20 protein-coding genes are annotated in these 17,974 nt (G+C 72.2%); 11 read left to right on the top strand and 9 right to left on the bottom strand.

The window, feature by feature from the left end:
- The first annotated feature begins 4 nt into the window (after positions 1-4).
- The 4 genes from ACZ44S_RS15910 (at position 5) to ACZ44S_RS15895 (ending at position 4,017) form a co-directional block, all read left to right on the top strand.
- Positions 5-763, top strand: coding sequence for an SDR family oxidoreductase (locus ACZ44S_RS15910; RefSeq protein WP_466929088.1), 759 nt, complete (start codon positions 5-7; stop codon positions 761-763).
- Between the two features lie 233 nt (positions 764-996).
- Positions 997-2,583, top strand: a complete 1,587-nt coding sequence (locus ACZ44S_RS15905; protein ID WP_466929085.1) for an ABC transporter substrate-binding protein — start codon at positions 997-999, stop codon at positions 2,581-2,583.
- 89 nt (positions 2,584-2,672) lie between these two features.
- Positions 2,673-3,356, top strand: coding sequence for a uracil-DNA glycosylase (ung, locus tag ACZ44S_RS15900; RefSeq protein ID WP_466929084.1), 684 nt, complete (start codon positions 2,673-2,675; stop codon positions 3,354-3,356).
- Between the two features lie 145 nt (positions 3,357-3,501).
- Positions 3,502-4,017: a hypothetical protein gene (locus ACZ44S_RS15895; RefSeq protein WP_466929082.1), complete on the top strand. Its 516-nt coding sequence runs from the start codon at positions 3,502-3,504 to the stop codon at positions 4,015-4,017.
- 225 nt (positions 4,018-4,242) lie between these two features.
- Here the strand turns inward: ACZ44S_RS15895 and ACZ44S_RS15890 are convergent, their stop codons facing one another.
- From ACZ44S_RS15890 to ACZ44S_RS15880, 3 genes are all read right to left on the bottom strand, one after another.
- Complete coding sequence (locus ACZ44S_RS15890; RefSeq protein ID WP_466929187.1) at positions 4,243-4,728, bottom strand: hypothetical protein; 486 nt, start codon at positions 4,726-4,728, stop codon at positions 4,243-4,245.
- Between the two features lie 103 nt (positions 4,729-4,831).
- Positions 4,832-5,344 (bottom strand): DinB family protein, encoded by a 513-nt coding sequence (locus tag ACZ44S_RS15885; RefSeq protein ID WP_466929080.1) that lies wholly within the window; start codon positions 5,342-5,344, stop codon positions 4,832-4,834.
- A gap of 30 nt (positions 5,345-5,374) precedes the next feature.
- Complete coding sequence (locus ACZ44S_RS15880; protein ID WP_466929078.1) at positions 5,375-5,977, bottom strand: TetR/AcrR family transcriptional regulator; 603 nt, start codon at positions 5,975-5,977, stop codon at positions 5,375-5,377.
- A gap of 101 nt (positions 5,978-6,078) precedes the next feature.
- On the opposite strand from ACZ44S_RS15880, the gene ACZ44S_RS15875 reads away from it, so the two are divergent.
- Both ACZ44S_RS15875 and ACZ44S_RS15870 read left to right on the top strand, forming a co-directional pair.
- A complete protein-coding gene (locus ACZ44S_RS15875; RefSeq protein WP_466929075.1) occupies positions 6,079-7,266 on the top strand; it encodes an FAD-dependent monooxygenase in 1,188 nt (395 codons plus the stop codon).
- 13 nt (positions 7,267-7,279) lie between these two features.
- On the top strand, positions 7,280-8,185 hold the full coding sequence (locus ACZ44S_RS15870; protein ID WP_466929073.1) for a Gfo/Idh/MocA family protein: 906 nt from the start codon (positions 7,280-7,282) through the stop codon (positions 8,183-8,185).
- On the opposite strand, the gene lnt is transcribed toward ACZ44S_RS15870, so the two are convergent.
- Together lnt and ACZ44S_RS15860 are read right to left on the bottom strand one after the other, a co-directional pair.
- On the bottom strand, positions 8,109-9,674 hold the full coding sequence (lnt, locus tag ACZ44S_RS15865; RefSeq protein WP_466929070.1) for an apolipoprotein N-acyltransferase: 1,566 nt from the start codon (positions 9,672-9,674) through the stop codon (positions 8,109-8,111). The genes ACZ44S_RS15870 and lnt overlap by 77 nt on opposite strands.
- 69 nt (positions 9,675-9,743) lie before the next feature.
- Positions 9,744-10,229: a nuclear transport factor 2 family protein gene (locus ACZ44S_RS15860; RefSeq protein WP_466929067.1), complete on the bottom strand. Its 486-nt coding sequence runs from the start codon at positions 10,227-10,229 to the stop codon at positions 9,744-9,746.
- Between the two features lie 91 nt (positions 10,230-10,320).
- Here ACZ44S_RS15860 and ACZ44S_RS15855 point away from each other — a divergent pair, with 91 nt between their 5' ends.
- Both ACZ44S_RS15855 and ACZ44S_RS15850 read left to right on the top strand, forming a co-directional pair.
- Positions 10,321-10,929: a DUF4291 domain-containing protein gene (locus ACZ44S_RS15855; RefSeq protein ID WP_466929065.1), complete on the top strand. Its 609-nt coding sequence runs from the start codon at positions 10,321-10,323 to the stop codon at positions 10,927-10,929.
- Between the two features lie 36 nt (positions 10,930-10,965).
- Complete coding sequence (locus ACZ44S_RS15850) at positions 10,966-11,706, top strand: SDR family NAD(P)-dependent oxidoreductase (protein WP_466929063.1); 741 nt, start codon at positions 10,966-10,968, stop codon at positions 11,704-11,706.
- Between the two features lie 27 nt (positions 11,707-11,733).
- Here the strand turns inward: ACZ44S_RS15850 and ACZ44S_RS15845 are convergent, their stop codons facing one another.
- The 3 genes from ACZ44S_RS15845 to ACZ44S_RS15835 all read right to left on the bottom strand — a co-directional run bounded on the left by ACZ44S_RS15845 (position 11,734) and on the right by ACZ44S_RS15835 (position 13,544).
- On the bottom strand, positions 11,734-11,913 hold the full coding sequence (locus ACZ44S_RS15845) for a hypothetical protein (RefSeq protein ID WP_466929060.1): 180 nt from the start codon (positions 11,911-11,913) through the stop codon (positions 11,734-11,736).
- 129 nt (positions 11,914-12,042) lie between these two features.
- Positions 12,043-12,918, bottom strand: a complete 876-nt coding sequence (locus ACZ44S_RS15840) for an undecaprenyl-diphosphate phosphatase (RefSeq protein WP_466929057.1) — start codon at positions 12,916-12,918, stop codon at positions 12,043-12,045.
- A 152-nt stretch (positions 12,919-13,070) separates the two neighbouring features.
- On the bottom strand, positions 13,071-13,544 hold the full coding sequence (locus ACZ44S_RS15835; protein ID WP_466929054.1) for a winged helix-turn-helix transcriptional regulator: 474 nt from the start codon (positions 13,542-13,544) through the stop codon (positions 13,071-13,073).
- A 130-nt stretch (positions 13,545-13,674) separates the two neighbouring features.
- On the opposite strand from ACZ44S_RS15835, the gene ACZ44S_RS15830 reads away from it, so the two are divergent.
- The gene (locus tag ACZ44S_RS15830) at positions 13,675-14,844 is read left to right on the top strand and encodes a thiolase family protein (protein ID WP_466929051.1); all 1,170 of its coding nucleotides are present in this window, start codon (positions 13,675-13,677) and stop codon (positions 14,842-14,844) included.
- A gap of 16 nt (positions 14,845-14,860) precedes the next feature.
- Here ACZ44S_RS15830 and ACZ44S_RS15825 read toward each other — a convergent pair whose 3' ends face one another.
- Entirely contained in the window at positions 14,861-15,649 is a 789-nt protein-coding gene (locus ACZ44S_RS15825; RefSeq protein WP_466929047.1) for a TVP38/TMEM64 family protein, read from the bottom strand.
- 49 nt (positions 15,650-15,698) lie between these two features.
- Here ACZ44S_RS15825 and ACZ44S_RS15820 point away from each other — a divergent pair, with 49 nt between their 5' ends.
- Complete coding sequence (locus tag ACZ44S_RS15820) at positions 15,699-16,433, top strand: DNA alkylation repair protein (RefSeq protein WP_466929044.1); 735 nt, start codon at positions 15,699-15,701, stop codon at positions 16,431-16,433.
- Between the two features lie 299 nt (positions 16,434-16,732).
- Complete coding sequence (gene tuf, locus ACZ44S_RS15815; protein WP_466929041.1) at positions 16,733-17,902, top strand: elongation factor Tu; 1,170 nt, start codon at positions 16,733-16,735, stop codon at positions 17,900-17,902.
- The last annotated feature ends 72 nt before the right edge of the window (positions 17,903-17,974 follow it).

The raw sequence follows: 17,974 nt of genomic DNA, 5'->3' as shown, positions 1-17,974 counted from the left end.
GAACATGACTGCTGTGGAACTTTCGGGCAAGGTAGCCCTCATCACCGGCGCCAGCCGCGGCATCGGCTACGGCGTCGCCGAAGCGCTCGTCGCGCGGGGCGACCGGGTCTGCATCACCGGCCGCACCGAGGACGCCCTCAAGGAGGCCGTCGAGAAGCTCGGCGCCGACCGGGCCGTGTACGTCGCGGGCAAGGCGCACGACGAGGCCCACCAGGCCGTCGCCGTCGAGCGCGCCATGGAGGCCTTCGGCCGCGTCGACTACCTGGTCAACAACGCCGGCACCAACCCGGTGTTCGGGGCGATCGCCGACCTCGACCTGAACGTGGCGCGCAAGGTGTTCGAGACCAACGTGATCTCGGCGCTGGGCTTCGCGCAGAAGACCTGGCACGCCTGGCAGAAGGACAACGGCGGCGCGATCGTCAACATCGCCTCCGTCGCGGGCCTGGCGCCCTCGCCGTTCATCGCCGCCTACGGCGTCAGCAAGGCCGCGCTGATCAACCTGACCCAGCAGCTGGCGCACGAGTTCGCGCCCAAGGTGCGGGTCAACGCCATCGCCCCGGCAGTGGTGAAGACCAAGTTCGCGCAGGCCCTGTACGAGGGCCGGGAGGAGGAGGCCGCCGCGGGCTACCCGCTGGGCCGCCTCGGCGTGCCCTCCGACATCGGCGGCGCCGCGGCCTTCCTCACCTCCGGCCAGTCGGACTGGGTCACGGGTCAGACCCTGGTCGTCGACGGCGGCATCTTCCTGAACGCCGGCGTGGCCTGACACGCCCGCCCGCGCGCGTGCGAGCGCGCCGCGCGCGGGCCGCGCAGGACTCTCCCGACACGGGCGTCCGTTGACGAAAACGGCGCCCGTGTCGGCGTATCCGGGCCGCGACGGCGGGTGACAACGTAGTCATCGCGAAGTCGATCTCAAGGGCTGTACACAGGAGGGTCAGCAGGGGTGTCACTGCGGTATGGTCTGCCGACCCTTGGTATGGCAGATCGAGGAGCGTGCGCGTGTTCAACCGGAACCGATGCCTGCGGCGGGTGGCAGCCATCGCGGCCATGTCGTCCCTGGTAACCGGATGCGGCGTCCTGTCGTCCGACAGCTCGGACGACGAAGGACCGATAGTCGTGGGCACCACCAGCTCGCCCAGCACGCTGGATCCTGCCGCCTCATGGGACAGCTCCTGGGAGCTGTTCCGCAACATCTACCAGACCCTGCTGAGCTACCCGGTGGGTGCCACCACGCCCCAGCCGGACGCCGCGGAGAACTGCGAGTTCTCCGACAGCTCCAACCAGGTGTTCCGCTGCGAGCTGCGCGAGGGCCTGAAGTTCTCCGACGGCGGCACGCTCGACGCCAAGGCGGTCAAGCACTCCATCGACCGGATCCGGGAGATCAACGTCAACGGCGGCCCCGCCGGTCTGCTCGGCAGCCTCGAACGGGTGCAGGTACCCAGTGAGCGCGAGGTCGTCTTCTACCTCAACAAGCCGGACGCCACCTTCCCGTTCGTCCTCGCCACGCCCGCCATGTCGATCGTCGACCCCGACGCCTACCCGGCGGACGCCCTGCGCGAGGAGAACGGCGTCGTCGGTTCGGGCCCCTACACCCTGCAGTCGTACGACGAGGGCAAGACGGCCGAACTCGTCCGCAACGACCGGTACAAGGGCTATGCCGACCGCCGGAACAACGCGGTGACCATCCGCTACTTCCAGGACTCCGGCACCATGGTCAAGGCGCTGCGCGACGACCAGATCCACCTGACCTACCGAGGACTGGCCGCCAGCGACGTCATCGAGTTCCAGGGCAGGGCCGCCAAGGAGGAGGAGATCCAGCTCGTCGAGGGCAGCGGGACGGACATCAACTACCTGGTGTTCAACCCGAAGGACCCGTGGGCCGGCAAGCAGGAGGTGCGCCAGGCCGTCGCCCAGGTCGTGGACCGCGCGGCGATCGCGCACAAGGTCTACAAGGACACCGTCGATCCGCTGTACTCCATGGTCCCCAAGGGTCTCACCGGGCACACCACCGGCTTCTTCGACGACTACGGCGAGCCGAGCGTCGACAAGGCCCGGGAGATCCTCACCGACGCGGGCATCACCGAGCCGGTCCCGCTCACTCTCTGGTACACCACGGACCGCTACGGCTCCGAGACCGCGCTGGAGTTCAAGGAGCTCGAGCGTCAGCTGGAGGCGTCGAAGCTGTTCGACGTCACCCTCAAGAGCCGCCCCTGGAAGACGTACGTCGAGGGCTACCAGAAGGGCCAGTACCCCGTGTTCGGGCGTGGCTGGTTCCCTGACTTCCCGGACGCGGACAACTTCATCGCGCCGTTCGTCGGCAAGCAGAACGCGCTCGGCACCCCCTACGAGGCGACCAAGATCACGACCGAGCTGCTGCCCAGCTCCCGCCGGGAGAGCGACCGCGGCAACGTGGTGAAGCAGTTCGAGGAGGCCCAGCAGATCCTCGTCGACGACGTGCGGCTGCTGCCGCTGTGGCAGGGCCGGCAGTACGTGGCGGCGAGCCGGGACATCTCGGGCGCGGAGCGGGCGCTGGACCCGTCCACGATCATGATGGTGTGGCAGCTGTCCCGGAAGACCAGCTGGTAGCCCCGGGAACGGCCGTCCGCGCGGCGGTTGTCAGTGGTCGCCTGTAGGTTCGGTGACCTGGAAGCGACCGCACACGTAAGGACATTGACGTGACCGACATCGCCATGCTGCCCGAGTCCTGGCGCGGGGTTCTGGGCGACGAGCTGCAGCAGCCCTACTTCAAGGAGCTGACCGAGTTCGTCGAGGAGGAGCGGGCGAACGGTCCCGTGTACCCGCCCCGCGAGGAGGTCTTCGCGGCGCTGGAGGCCACGCCGTACGACGAGGTGAAGGTCCTGGTCCTCGGCCAGGACCCCTACCACGGCGAGGGCCAGGGGCACGGCCTGTGCTTCTCGGTGCGGCCCGGCGTGAAGATTCCCCCGTCGCTGCGCAACATCTACAAGGAGATGCACGCCGAACTGGGCACGCCCATTCCGGACAACGGCTATCTGATGCCGTGGGCCCGGCAGGGCGTGCTCCTGCTCAACGCGGTGCTCACGGTCCGCGCGGGGGAGGCCAACTCGCACAAGGGGCGCGGCTGGGAGCTGTTCACCGACGCGGTGATCCGCGCGGTGGCCAACCGGCCCGATCCGGCGGTCTTCGTGCTGTGGGGCAACTACGCGCAGAAGAAGCTGCCACTGATCGACGAGAGTCGGCACGTGGTGGTCAAGGGGGCGCATCCCTCGCCGCTGTCGGCGAAGAAGTTCTTCGGATCCCGTCCGTTCACCCAGATCAACGAGGCGGTGGCCGCGCAGGGCCACGCGCCGATCGACTGGACCGTCCCGAACGTGGGCTGACACCGCCGAGGCCGTGCCGGGTGCCGACGGTCGCGTCGGCACCGCACCCGGCCCGCTCGAGGTTCACGGAGCGGCTTGTCCGGTGTCGCCCCGGCCCGCGGTTAGCGTCGGGGGACGACAGCCGGCGAGCGGTGCGGAGGACAGGGTGACGGAGCGACAGGGGCAGGCGGCGCCGGACGCCGTGCTGACACGGATCGGTCAGGTCGTGATGCTGCACCACGCGGGGGACCGCGAGGAGGCCCGGCACCGGTTCCTCGGCCTGTGGGCGGAGATCGGCGAGCACGGCGATCCCCTGCACCGCTGCACACTGGCCCACTACCTCGCCGACACCCAGGACGACCCCGAGCACGAACTGGCCTGGGACCTGCGGGCGCTGACGGCGGCCGAGGAGGTCGCGGACGACCGGTCCGACACCTACGAGGACTCCCTCGCGGTGCGCGCCCTCTACCCCTCGCTGCACCTCAACCTGGCCGACGACTACGCCCGCCTCGGCCGCCCCGACGACGCCCGCGCGCACCTCGGCCGGGCTCGCGGCGCGGCACGCGCCCTCGCCGACGACCGCTACGGCGAGGGCGTCCGGGCCGCCATCCGTCGGCTGGAGATCCGGCTGGGCGAGGACGGGGCCCCCGGCGGCTGGGGGCCGCCGCGACAGCGTCCCTGAGGGCTCGCCCGTATTCTGCCCGCCTGTCCCGCGACGCCTGGCACGCGGGCTCGCCGCGTTGCCGAACCGTGCACGTGGCTCCGTCACGAGGACCGCCGGGGCCGTGCCATCGCCCGCACCGGGCAGCGTGGGGCGCTGCCCCTCCGAGCGGGCGACGGGATGGGGCGGGCAGGCGCCGGAGGACCGGGCGCATCGCAGGTCCCCGGCCGGGCCGGCGCGTGTCGTTCAGCGGCCGTAGGTCTCCTGGCAGATGGCCGCCTCCGGACTGCCCGGGCGCCAGCCTCCGTACTCCCGGCCCAGCGCACAGAGGTCCGGCGCGGCCGAGGCACCGTTCGGCGGCCCCCCGGCATCGGGAAGGTCCATCGGCGGCCGCGACGGCACGCGCGCGTCCGGCTCGGGACGGGCCGGAAGCGTCCGGCCCTCGGAGGGCGTGCTCCGCTCCGGCGGGGTTGTCGGCGCGGCGCGGTGCGAGGGCGACGCCGGCTTCTTCGAGGGCCGGGACGGGCCGACCATCTCCAGGGCCTCGCGCGCCGGTGCCTGCACCACCTGCGTCTCGTCCCGCCCGTCCGGGCCCGGCCCGATCCGTTGGGGCGGTGCCGTCGCCGGCCCGGGGGCCAGGGGACGCTGGACGGTCACACAGCCCGAGAGGGCGGAGACCGCCACGGTCACCAGAAGCGTTGCTGTGGTCGTCGTTCGTTGCACCCGCGCCACTCTGCTGGCTCCGGCCGCCCGGGAGAGGGCGGACAGGCGCAGCATGCCCCGCACGGGTGATCTCCCGCCCCGTACGGACGCCCCGGCGGCATCAGAGGTGACGTCACTCGCCCGTTGCGCCGTCCAGCCGCTCGCGGATCAGGTCGGCGTGACCGTTGTGCCGCGCGTACTCCTCGATCATGTGGGTGTAGATCCAGCGCAGGCTGTGCGGATCGGCGCTGAACCTGCTGGGGCCCCGGGACGGATCGTCCAGGGCGAAGCCGGCCGCGTTGCGCCGGGCGGCCTCGATCTCGGCCTGCCAGGTGGCGTACGCCTCCTGCCAGGTGTCCGCCTCGGTCATGTGGAACTCGCCGTCCCGGTCGGCCTCGCTGTAGTACAGGGGCCCCGCGTCCTCGTCCGCGAGCACCCTGCGGAACCAGCTCCGCTCCACCTCCGACATGTGCCGTACCAGACCCATCAGGGACAGCTCCGAGGGCGGCACCGACGCGGTGCGCAGCTGTTCGTCGGTCAGCCCTTCGCACTTCCGGGCGAGGGTGCTGCGGTGGTAGTCGAGCCACCCCTCCAGCATGGCGCGTTCGTCGGCGTCGACTGCGGGTTCGGTGCGCTCGATCGTCATGCCGCCATCCTGGCCCGGAGCGCAGCCCTTTCACCAAGGCTTTTCCGCGCCGAGCATTCCGGCCAGCAGTTCCCCCAGGTCCGAGCGGACCTCCGCGAGGCTCGGCACGCGCGCGCTGAAGGAACCGGCCACACAGGAGAACATCAGTCCGTCCGCCCAGGCGATCAGGGACAGCGAATGGCGCTCGGGGTCCGTGGAGCCGAGCCCGGTGACGAGGGCGGTCAGCTGATCGCGGAAACGGGCGCCGGCCGCATCGAAATACGCACGCAGTTCGGGCCGCCGGGTGGCCTCCAGGGCCAGTTCGTAGCGGGCGAGGGTCAGTGCCCGGTTCCCCGTGAGCGCGCGGTGGGTGGCCAGGGCCAAGGCGTCCAGCAGGGAGGGGGCGCCGGCCCGCGGATCGGGCATCTCGTGCAGCGCGAGGACCCGTGCCTCCCGCTCGGCGAGCCGTCGCACCGCGAGTTCCAGCAGTGCCTGCCGGGTGCGCGCCAGGTTCGACGTGGATCCCTGGGGGAGCCCGGCCGCCTCGTCGACCGCCCGGTGGGTCAGTCCGCGCATCCCGCGCTCGGCGAGCAGGGCGAGGGCGGTGTCGGCGACGAGATCGGCACGGGACGCGCCTGTGGTGCGTACGGACATGGAGGTCAAACTACCCGCCGCACTACGGCTGTAGTACGGTGGAGTCGAGCGCTCACTACAGATGTAGTGGCGCGGGAGCGGATCCGTTCCGAGGAGGAGCCATGGCAAGGGTCGAACGGGCGATCGTGATCGGCGGCGGAATCGGCGGCCTGACCACCGCCGTCGCCCTGTCCCAGCGCGGTGTGCGGGTCACGGTGCTGGAGCGCGCCGGCTCCCTGGAACCGGTCGGCGCGGCCATCTCCCTGTCGCCCAACGCGCTGCGCGGGCTGGACGTCATTGGGCTGGGTGACGACATCCGCGCCCTGTCGGCCTGGCAGGGCGACGGAGGGCTGCGCGCGCCGGGCGGACGGTGGCTGTCCCGGACCGATTCCGCCGCCACGGCCGAACGCTTCGGCGGACCCCTCGTCCTGCTCCACCGCGCCACCCTCGTCGACCACCTCGCGGCCCGGCTCCCGGCCGGCGCGGTCCGCACGGCCACCGCCGCCCGTCTCCTCGACCCCGGCGTCCCGGGCGACCCGGGCCGGCCCGCGCGCGTCGGCACCCCCGACGGTGACCTCGAGGCCGACCTGGTCGTGGCCGCGGACGGCATCCACTCCGCCGTCCGCCGCGTCCTGTTCCCCGGTCATCCCGGGACCGTGTACTCGGGCTTCACCACCTGGCGGGTGGTGATTGCGCTGCCCGGTGTGGAGTTCGCCTCGCACGAGACCTGGGGGCCGGGCCGCATCTGGGGCACGCACCCGCTCAAGGACGGCAGGGTCTACGCCTACGCCGCCGCCGTGGCACCCGCGGGGGAACGCGCCCCGGACGAGCGGGCCGAACTGCTGCGGCTCTACGGCGACTGGCACACCCCGGTGCCCGAGGTACTGGCCGCGGCCCGCCCCGAGGACGTGCTCCGTCACGACGTCCACCACATCGCCGAGCCGCTGCCCGCCCACCACCACGGCAGGACGGCCCTGGTCGGCGACGCCGCGCACGCCATGCCGCCCACCCTCGGCCAGGGCGGCAACCAGGCCGTCGAGGACGCCGTGACCCTCGCCCACCACGTCGACGACCTGCCCGCCTACACCGCGGCCAGGCTGCCGCGCACCACCGCGATCACCCGCAGGGCGGTGCGGACGGCCCGCCTCAACCTGATGACCGGCCGCGTCGGCATCGCCGTACGCGACAACGCGCTCGCGGCGGTGTCGAAGGCCGCTCCCACGCTGCTCCTGCGCGGCTTCGACGGGATCGCCGACTGGCGCCCGCCGCAACAGCCGTATGCTTCCCGGACCAGGGCAGGCAAGGGCTAGAGGAGAACCCCCCGTGAAGGTCGGCTGCATCGGACTCGGCGACATCGCGCAGAAGGCCTACCTTCCGGTACTCGCCACCCTGCCCGGAGTGGACCTGCACCTGCAGACCCGCACCCCCGCGACCCTCGAACGGGTCGCCGACGGCCTCCACCTCCCGGCCGGCCGGCGCCACGCGGACCTGGACTCCCTGCTCGCCCAGGACCTCGACGCCGCCTTCGTGCACGCGCCCACCGAGGTCCACCCCGAGATCGTGACCCGGCTCCTCGAGGCGGGCGTGCCGACGTACGTCGACAAGCCGCTCGCCTACGAACTCGTCGACTCCGAGCGGCTGGTGACGCTCGCCGAGGAACGGGGCACGAGCCTCGCCGTCGGCTTCAACCGCCGCTACGCCCCCGGTTACGCGCAGTGCGCCGACCACCCGCGTGAGCTGATCCTGATGCAGAAGAACCGGATCGGGCTGCCGGAGGAACCGCGCACCATGATCCTCGACGACTTCATCCACGTCGTGGACACGCTGCGCTTCCTGGTGCCCGGCCCGGTCGACGACGTGACCGTGCGCGCCCGCACCGAGGACGGGCTCCTGCACCACGTGGTGCTCCAGCTCTCCGGGGAGGGCTTCACCGCGCTCGGCGTGATGAACCGGCTCAGCGGCTCGGCGGAGGAGATCCTGGAGGTCTCCGGGCAGGACACCAAGCGTCAGGTGGTCAACCTCGCCGAGGTGATCGACCACAAGGGCCAGCCGACCGTGCGGCGGCGCGGGGACTGGGTGCCGGTGGCACGGCAGCGCGGCATCGAGCAGGTGGTGCTCGCCTTCCTCGACGCGGTGCGCGCGGGAAAGGTGCTCAGCGCCCGGGACGCCCTGGCGACCCATGAGCTGTGCGAGCGGGTGGTACGAGCGATTCACGAGGGCCCCGCCTGAAACGCACCACCCCGGTGACGCCCCAGGCGGCGAGGATCAGCAGCGCCGCGTGCAGCGGCCAGTCGCCGAAGCGGACGTAGAGCGTGGTGCCGTGTGCGAGCGGCACCTCGTACACCTGGGCGGCGGCGGTGTCCGTGCCGAGCCGGGGACCGACGCGTCCGCCGTCAGGGCCGTACACGGCGGAGACGCCCGTCAGGGTGGCGTGCACCATGGGGCGGCCGGTCTCCGCGGCGCGCAGCGCGGCCAGCGAGGCGTGCTGCGCGGGCGCCCAGCTCTGCTGGAACGTCGACGTGGAGGACTGGGCGAGCAGCACATCGGCGCCGTCCTGCGCGAGATGCCTGCTCATGTCGGGGAACGCCGACTCGAAGCACACCATGGGACCGATCCGCAGCCCGTGCCCCGCGTCCATCACCACCTGCTCGGACCCCTTCCTGCGGTCCTCACCGGCCGCCTCGCCGACGGAGGTCGCCCAGCCCAGCAGGGAGCGGGCCGGGACGTACTCGCCGAACGGGACCAGTCGCATCTTGTCGTACCGGTCGCCGGTCGGGCCGTCCGGGCCGATCAGCACCGAACTCTTGTAGATACCGGGCTTGTCCGAGCGCCGCGCGTCCACGTTGACCAGGATCCGCGCGCCCGTCTCCCGGGACAGCGCGGCCAGCCGCCGCGCGAGGTCGGGCCGGTCCCCGAGGTCGAAGCCGACGCTGCTCTCGCCCCAGACGATCAGGCCGATCTCCTGCCCGGCCAGCTCGCGCGTGAGCCGCTCCTCGCGGTCGAAGCGGCGGTCGGCGCTGTCGGGCCCGGACACCACTCCCGGCTGCACGAGTGCGATGCGGGTCCGGTCGTAGGTGTCCGGGCGCGGCGCCCAGAGCCAGGCGGCGGAGGTGGCCGCAGCCGCGGCGACCAGCCCGGCGATGGCCGGCACCCTGGCCTGCCGGACCGCGGTCAGCACGGCCACGGCGACGTTCAGGGCCACGATCAGGAAGCTCGTCAGCCACACTCCGCCCACCGACACGAGCCGCAGCGCTGCCCCCACCTCCCACTGGCTCGCACCGAGCACACCCCAGGGCCCGCCGAGCCCCTGCCAGGACCGCACCAGCTCGATCGCCAGCCACCCCGAGGGCACCACGACGAGCGCGGCGGCGACCCTTCCCCGCGAGGGCACTCCGCCCAGCATCCGCCGCACCAGCCACCCCCACGGCGCCCACAGCGCGCCGAGCAGGGCGGCGATGACGAACGTGAACACGTGCAGGTTCGGCAGCAGCCAGTGGTGCATGGCCAGCATGAAGCCGAACCCGCCCCACCAGCCGTCGAGGGCCGCCCGCCTGCCCGTCGGAGCGCTACGGACCAGCAGGATCCAGGGGACGAGGGCGACGTAGGCGAACCACCACAGGGACGGTGCGGGGAACGCCAGGACGGGCAGGGCGCCCACGACCGCGGCGGCGGTCGAGCGGCGCCACGGGGAGGCGAGCCAGTGGCCGAGCGACTTCATGGACGCCTCCCTACCCCGTAGTGCCTCCAGTGTGCGTCCCGGGGGCGATCCGGCTCAGTGCACACCGGTTCAGTTGATCACAGGAGCCGCCCGGCGCTGCGGAGCACGGCGCCACTTCTCCCGCACGACCACCTCGCTCAGCCGCCAGCCCTCGTCCGTGCGCAGCATCGCGAAGGCACAGCGCCCGCCGCACACGAAGTCGAGCGCGGCGGACGCGCCGTCCTGCCCGGTCCGGCCGATCGGGTTCACGTAGTCCGCCTGCACCTGTGCCGTGTCACCGGTGTCCTGTTCCCAGATCCCGAACCGCACCCGCCGGTTGACGATCAGATGCTGCCGCACGGGGAACGCCCCGAGGCTCTCGGCCAGCCATCCGGCCACCGCCCCGGCGTCCCCCTCGATGCCGCCGGCCGAGCGGTAGTCCGCCCGCCCGTCCGGCGTGAACAGCCCTCGGTACGCCTCCCAGTCGCCGTCGTCCACGGCGATTGCGTACTCGGTGACGAGCCCGTCCAGGGCCAGCCGGTCCCTAACGGTCGCGAGCTCCACACGCTGCGTCATCGGCTCAGTGTTGGCCATGGGACGACCGGAGCCAAGGGGTTCGCGGATATTCACTGGCCGTCGACGCACCGCGGGGCGGAGGCTGTACGCCGTGAACCAGCAGCCGGACAGGCGCCCCAAGTTCGAGGTGCGCGCCCGCCACACCGCATCCACCGTCACCGTTTACCAGGCCTACCGCCCCCGGATCGGCAACGCCGCGGCCCGCCACGGCCGCTTCCCGTCGTCCTGGAGCCGGGAGCGCATGACCTGGGTCAAGCCGTCCTTCCTCTGGATGATGTACCGCTGCGGGTGGGCCACGAAGAAGGACCAGGAGACGGTGCTGGCCGTGGAGATCAGCCGGGAGGGATTCGTCTGGGCGTTGCGGAACGCGTGTCTGTCCCACCACGTCCCCGCTCTGCACGGTGACGCGGCGGCCTGGAAGCGGGAGTTGCGGCAGGCGTCCGCGCGGGTGCAATGGGATCCGGAGCGCGATCTGCGCCTCGATCCGCTGCCGTACCGCTCCCTGCAACTGGGGCTCTCGGGGGAGGCGGCCGCGCGGTACGCGGACGAGTGGATCGTGGGCATCGAGGACGTGACGCCGCTCGCGAAGGAGATCCACGCCCTGGTGCGGGAGGGGAGCCTCGAGCAGGCGTCCGGGCTGTTGCCCGATGAACGACCGTGTGCCCTGGGTGACGACGTGCTCGCGCATCTGCGAGCCTGAGGATCTTCATCTCGTGCTCTTCACCAGGAGGAACTCATGAAGCGTCTGGTCACGGTGGTCACCGGGGGCGGCCGCGGGATCGGGGCCGCGACCTGTCTGCGGCTCGCCGCGGAAGGACACGACGTGGTGGTGAACTACGTGCGTGACTCCGCCGCCGCCGAGGGGGTGGCGGAGGGAGTGCGGGCGGCCGGGGCCCGTGCCGTGGCCGTGCGCGCCGACACCTCCGTCGAGGCGGAGGTCGAGCGGCTCTTCGAGGCGGCGGAGCGGGAGCTCGGGCCCGTGACGGGGCTGGTGAACAACGCGGCGGTGACCGGGCCGCTGGGGCGGTTCACGGAGGCCGACACCGGGACGCTGCGGCGGGTCCTCGACGTCAACCTGATGGGAACGATGCTGTGTGCGCGGCGGGCCGCCCAGCTGATGGTGCCCCGCGGTGCGGGCGTCATCGTGAACATCTCGTCGGGCGCGGCCACGCTGGGCAGCCCGAACGAGTACGTGCACTATGCCGCGACCAAGGCCGCCGTCGACGCCCTGACCCTGGGGCTGTCCAAGGAGCTCGGCCCGGACGGGATCCGGGTCAACGGGGTCGCCCCAGGCCTGGTCGACACGGAGATGCACGCCGCCATGGGGGCCCCGCACCGGGCCCGGGAGATGGCCGGAAGCATTCCGCTGCGCCGGGCGGGACGGGCGGAGGAGATCGCAGCGGCCGTGGCGTGGCTGATGTCGCCGGACGCCTCGTACGCCACGGGGACGGTCCTGAGGGTCGCGGGCGGACGCTGACGCGCGGCGGCGAAAGGGCGGGGAGGGTCAGGCCGCTTCGACGACCCGGCCGCGGATCGCCGCCGCCCACTCGACCACGAGCAGCTCGTACGCGGCGCGCTCCTGGGGGGACAGTGAGCCGCCCGCGCGCAGCCATAGGGCGCGGATCTGCTCGTTGACCTCGGCGGCGGGCCGCACGGAACCAGGGGTCGTTAAGTCGGGGGACATGCGGACAAGCCTAGGCCCAGGCGCTGACAGTGCGCTACCGGACGGCTACCCGTGCCGTATGTCCTCGGTCACGTGCCGCGGTCACGTCCCGCCAGGGTCAGTCCCGCCCGGGTCACGTCCCGCCCCGGTTCAGCCCGCCGACTCCGCCGCGTGCGGGCTCAATGTGCCCATGGCGACCAGGACGATGATCACGACGCCGAGCACGATGCGGTACCAGACGAACGGCATGAAGCTCTTGGTCGAGATGAACTTCATGAACCAGGCGATCACCGCGTACCCCACCGCGAAGGCGATGACGGTCGCGAAGAGCGTCGGCCCCCAGGAGACGTGTCCGCCCTCGGACGCGTCCTTCAGCTCGAACAGACCGGAGGCCAGCACCGCGGGGATGGCGAGCAGGAAGGAGTAGCGGGCCGCGGCCTCCCGCCGGTAGCCCATGAACAGGCCGCCGCTGATGGTGGCGCCGGAGCGGGAGACGCCCGGGATGAGCGCCATGGCCTGGCAGACGCCGTAGATCAGGCCGTCCCTGACGGTGAGGTCCCCGAGCTCCTTGCGCCGTTTGGCCACGCGGTGCCGGCCGCCGGTCTCGTCCCGTGCCGCGAGCCGGTCGGCGACGCCGAGCACGATGCCCATGCCGATCAGCATCGCCGCCGTGAGCCGCAGATCACGGAACGGTCCCTCGATCTGCTCCTTGAGGGTCACCCCGAGCACGCCGATCGGGATCGAGCCGACGATCACCAGCCAGCCCATGCGCGCGTCCGGGTCCCGGCGCATCGCCTTGTCGGTGAGGGAGCGGGTCCAGGCGGACAGGATCCGGCCGATGTCCTTGCGGAAGTAGATCAGCACCGCCGTCTCCGTGCCGATCTGGGTGATCGCGGTGAAGGCCGCGCCCGGATCCTCCCAGCCGGAGAAGGCCGCGGTCAGCCGCAGGTGCGCGCTGGAGGAGACGGGCAGGAACTCGGTCAGCCCCTGGACGAGCCCGAGGATGAGGGATTCAAACCAAGACATGAGGTAACGGAGTCCAAGTGCCGATCGTGGGACGGGCGAAGGGCACACCTCACCGCCGTCTGCGGTGATCGATGATCAGGCGCGCCGAGGGCGAAGCGTAGCGCCCCAAGATGAACCCCCGGTGCAGGGGCGTTGTGGCTCGCCGCCCGTGCTCAGGCCGCCGTCGGGCCGCCCACCGTCCACCCCGGGGACTGCGGGTGGGGCGTCAGCTCCTCGTGCCGCGCCTCGCCGCCGCAGGCCCGGCACGTGACGACCGGAACGAACGCGTCGCCGCACCTGTGCTCGAGCACCATCGGCAGGTCGCGGTCCTGACGCAGATGGCGGTCGCCCCACTCCTTGAGGGTCAGCAGAACGGGCTCGAGCTCCAGCCCTGCCCGGGTGGGCCGGTACTCGAAGCGCTGCGGGCGTTCGCTGTAGGGGTGCTTGACCAGGATTCCGGCGTCGACCAGCCGCCGCAGTCGCGTGGCCAGGATGTCGCGCGGCGCGCCGATGTTGCGCACCAGCTGGTCGAAACGGCCGTTGCCGAGGCACACCTCACGCAGGACGAGCAGCGAGTACTTCTCGCCGACGAGCGCGAGCGTGTCGGCGATGGAGCAGGGGCGCGGGTCTTTGGAGGAGGCGGCCATACGGGCAAGTCTAGAGGAGGGTTTGATTTTCCAACCTACAGCGCTAAGGTGGGTCCGGATTTCCTACTCACCAGTACGCCGCTCCTGGAGCGCCACCGTCACCGCCCGACCGGCCAAGGAGGCCCGCACCATGCGTGACGCAGTCGTCGTCGAAGCCGTACGCACCCCCATCGGCAAGGGCAAGCCGCACGGTGCCCTGGCCCACGTCCACCCCGTCGATCTCCTCGCCCATACCCTGCGCACCCTCGTCGAGCGCTCCGGTGTCGACCCGGGACTGATCGACGACGTCATCGGCGGCACCGTCGACCAGGTCGGCGAGCAGGCCATGAACACCACCCGCTACGCGGCCCTGTCCGCCGGTCTGCCGGAGTCCGTCCCGGCCACCACCGTGGACCGCCAGTGCGGCTCGTCGCAGCAGGCCGTCCACTTCGCCGCCCAGGGCGTCATCGCCGGCGCGTACGACGTCGTCGTCGCCTGCGGTGTGGAGTCCATGAGCCGGGTGCCGATGTGGTCCAACGTGCCCGAGGGCAAGGATCCCTTCGGCCCCACAGTGGTCGAGCGCTACCCCGAAGGCCTCGTTCCGCAGGGCATCAGCGCCGAACTCATCGCCGCCAAGTGGTCGATCACCCGCGAGCAGATGGACTCCTTCGCCGTCACCTCGCACCACAGGGCCGCCGCGGCCTGGGACGCCGGGCTCTTCGACGCCGAGCTGGCGCCCCTCGACGGGGTCGCGCGCGACGAGTGCGTACGGCCGGACAGCACCACCGAGGTCCTGGCCGGCCTCCGGCCCGCCTATCACGACCCGGCCTTCGCCGAGCGCTTCCCGCAGATCGAGTGGAACGTCACCGCGGGCAACGCCAGCCCGATCAACGACGGAGCGTCGGCCGTGCTCATCACCTCGACCGACACCGCCGCCCGTCTCGGCCTGCGTCCGCTCGCGCGGCTGCACAGCTTCGCCGTCACCGGCTCCGACCCGCTGCTGATGCTCACCGGTGTCGTCCCGGCGACCGAGAAGGTGCTCCGCCGGGCCGGGCTCACGCTCGGCGACATCGACCTCTTCGAGGTCAACGAGGCGTTCTCCAGTGTGGTCCTGGCCTGGCAGCAGGAGACCGGCGCCGACCTCGCCAGGGTCAACGTCCACGGCGGCGCCATCGCCCTCGGGCATCCGCTCGGCGCCAGCGGCACCCGGCTGACGGCGACCCTGGTCCACGCGATGCGCGAACGCGGTGCGCGCTACGCCCTGCAGACCATGTGCGAGGCCGGGGGACTGGCCAACGCGATGATTCTCGAGGCGGTCTGACGCACCGCCGGTCCGGTCAGTGCCCGCGCAGCCGGTGCCGCTTGCGCCACGCCACCACCGCGCCGGCCAGGCCGGGTACGGCGATACAGGCCAGCGCGATCAGGAAGGCCGGGGACGTCGGCGTCGAGGCGCGGGCGCCGGCCACCACGTAGGCGGCGGTGTTGGGGACCGAACCGAGCGCCGTCGCCAGCAGGAACGGCAGCAGGCCCATGCGGGAGACGGCGGCACAGTAGTTCGACGCGGCGAAGGGGATCCCCGGGAACAGCCGCGCCGCCAGCATCGAGCGGAAGCCGTGCCGGCTGAGCTGGTGGTCCGCCGCCTTGAGCCAGCGGCCGCGCAGCAACGGACGGAGTGCCTCCTGGCCGAGCGCCCGCCCCAGACAGAAGGCCAGCCCGGCACCCAGCACCGTGCCGCCCAGTGCGGCGGCCAGCCCCAGCTGTGAGCCGAACAACGCCCCCGCGGCGAGGTTCAGCAGCGGACGCGGCACGAACGCCACCGTGCACACCCCGTAGGCCACCGCGTACGCCACCACCGCCGCGGCCCCGCCCAGCCGGTCCGGCCAGCCGTCCGTCAGCAGCCGCTGCGGCTCCAGGACCAGCATCGCCGACGCCGCGGAGGCGAGCAGCACCACGAGCAACGACAGCCGTGACCACGGCGACAGCAGCACTCTGGCGCATCGCGCGGTCAGGCCCGCGGCGGGCACGAGAGCGGGAGCGGCCGGGGGGACGGCGACCGCGAGGTCGGTGGCGGCGGCCCGGGGAGAGGCCGCGGCGGTGCCCCCAGAGCGGGTGGTGGCATCGAGCATCCGGTGACACTAACCGACATATGTGTGTGATCGCCGTAGTGTTCGTCTCATGCGCGTCACAGGAGACGGCACGGCCGCCCGGACCCCGCCGGTGCCCGACAGCCCGCTCGCCGACACGGTGATCGAGCGGCTCACCGCCACGTACGGAGCGGCAGCCGACCCCGGGCGGGCCGTGGCCATGCGGGCGTACATGAAGGACGTCGCCCCGTTCCTGGGCCTGACCACCCCGGTCCGCCGGGCCCTGTCCCGCACCGTCGTCGCGGGGCTGGCGCGGCCCGACGAGGCCGACTGCACCGCTGTCGCCCTGCGCTGCTGGGAGCTGCCCGAGCGGGAGTACCAGTACTTCGCCGTGGACTACGTACGCCGCCACGTCCGGCACTGCTCCTCCGGTTTCCTGCCCGTTGTCCGGCACCTCGTCACCACCGTCCCGTGGTGGGACACCGTCGACCTGCTCGCCGCGCACGTCGTCGGGGCACTGGTGGCCGCCGATCCGGAGCTCACCGCCGACATGGACGAGTGGATCGGCGACGACGACATGTGGCTCGCCCGCACCGCCCTGCTGCATCAGCTGCGCCACAAGGAACGCACCGACACCGGACGCCTCTTCGGTTACTGCCTGCGCCAGTCCGGCCACCAGGACTTCTTCATCCGCAAGGCCATCGGCTGGTGCCTGCGCGAGTACGCCAAGACCGACCCGGACGCCGTTCGGGCGTTCCTGGCGCGCGAGCAGGGACGGTTCGCGCCGCTCTCGGTGCGGGAGGCGCTGAAGAACATCGGCGCGTAGCCCTCCCGTCCGGCTCCTAAAACCATTCGACGCGGGGCGGGTTGTCGGCGATGATCGACGCCATGTTCCGGTACGCCTTCCACCTCGCAGCATCCGCCGTCGCGGATGCCCCGAAGGCTGCCGTTCCCGCTTACCTCGCCGCTGTCGACGGCGCCCGAAGCTGACCCTCCCCGGATCGTCCGGCGGACCCCCAAAGGGGAGGGTCGGCCAGGTTCCTGGGGTCCACGTCCCGGCCGCGCGCTGATCCGCCGCGCCCGGGGACGTCACGCGTCATCACCGAGAGGCTTCGAGGTACCGCCATGTCCAAGACGGCGTACGTCCGCACCAAACCGCATCTGAACATCGGCACGATGGGCCATGTCGACCACGGCAAGACCACCCTGACCGCCGCCATCACCAAGGTCCTCGCCGAGCGCGGCTCCGGCAGTTTCGTGCCGTTCGACCGCATCGACCGGGCCCCCGAGGAGGCCGCCCGCGGCATCACCATCAACATCGCGCACGTCGAGTACGAGACCGACACCCGGCACTACGCGCACGTCGACATGCCCGGTCACGCCGACTACGTCAAGAACATGGTCACCGGCGCCGCGCAGCTCGACGGGGCGATCCTCGTCGTCTCCGCGCTCGACGGGATCATGCCCCAGACCGCCGAGCACGTCCTGCTCGCCCGCCAGGTGGGCGTGAACCACGTCGTCGTGGCGATCAACAAGGCCGACGCGGGCGACGAGGAGCTGACCGACCTGGTCGAGCTGGAGGTCCGCGACCTGCTCTCCGCGCACGGCTACGGCGGTGAGTCCGCGCCCGTCGTGCGGGTCTCCGGACTCAAGGCGCTGGAGGGCGACCCGCGCTGGACGGCGTCGATCGACGCGCTGCTCGACGCGGTCGACACCTATGTGCCCATGCCCGAGCGGTATCTGGACGCGCCGTTCCTGCTGCCCGTGGAGAACGTGCTCACCATCACCGGCCGGGGCACCGTCGTGACGGGCGCGGTGGAGCGTGGCACGGTCCGCGTCGGTGACCGGGTCCAGGTGCTCGGCGCCGAGGTGGAGACCGTGGTGACCGGCCTGGAGACCTTCGGCAAGCCCATGGAGGAGGCGCAGGCCGGGGACAACGTGGCGCTGCTGCTGCGCGGGGTGCCGCGTGACGCGGTGCGGCGCGGGCACGTGGTCGCCGCGCCGGGCAGCGTGGTGCCCAGCCGGCGCTTCACCGCGCAGGTGTACGTGCTGTCCGCCCGCGAGGGCGGCCGCACGACACCGGTGTCGACCGGGTACCGGCCGCAGTTCTACATCCGCACCGCGGATGTCGTCGGTGACGTCGACCTCGGTGAGGCGGCGGTGGCGCGGCCCGGGGACACGGTCACGATGACCGTGGAGCTGGGGCGCGAGGTGCCGCTGGAGCCCGGGCTCGGATTCGCCATCCGTGAGGGCGGTCGCACGGTCGGGGCCGGCACGGTGACCTCGGTCGGCTGAGCGACGTACGGCCGCCCGCTCCCCGCGGAGGGGGCGGGCGGCCGGTCGTCGGACCGACGGCACAATGGAGCG

The organism is Streptomyces malachitofuscus (assembly GCF_055571035.1).
This window is presented reverse-complemented; position numbering and strand designations above follow the sequence as displayed.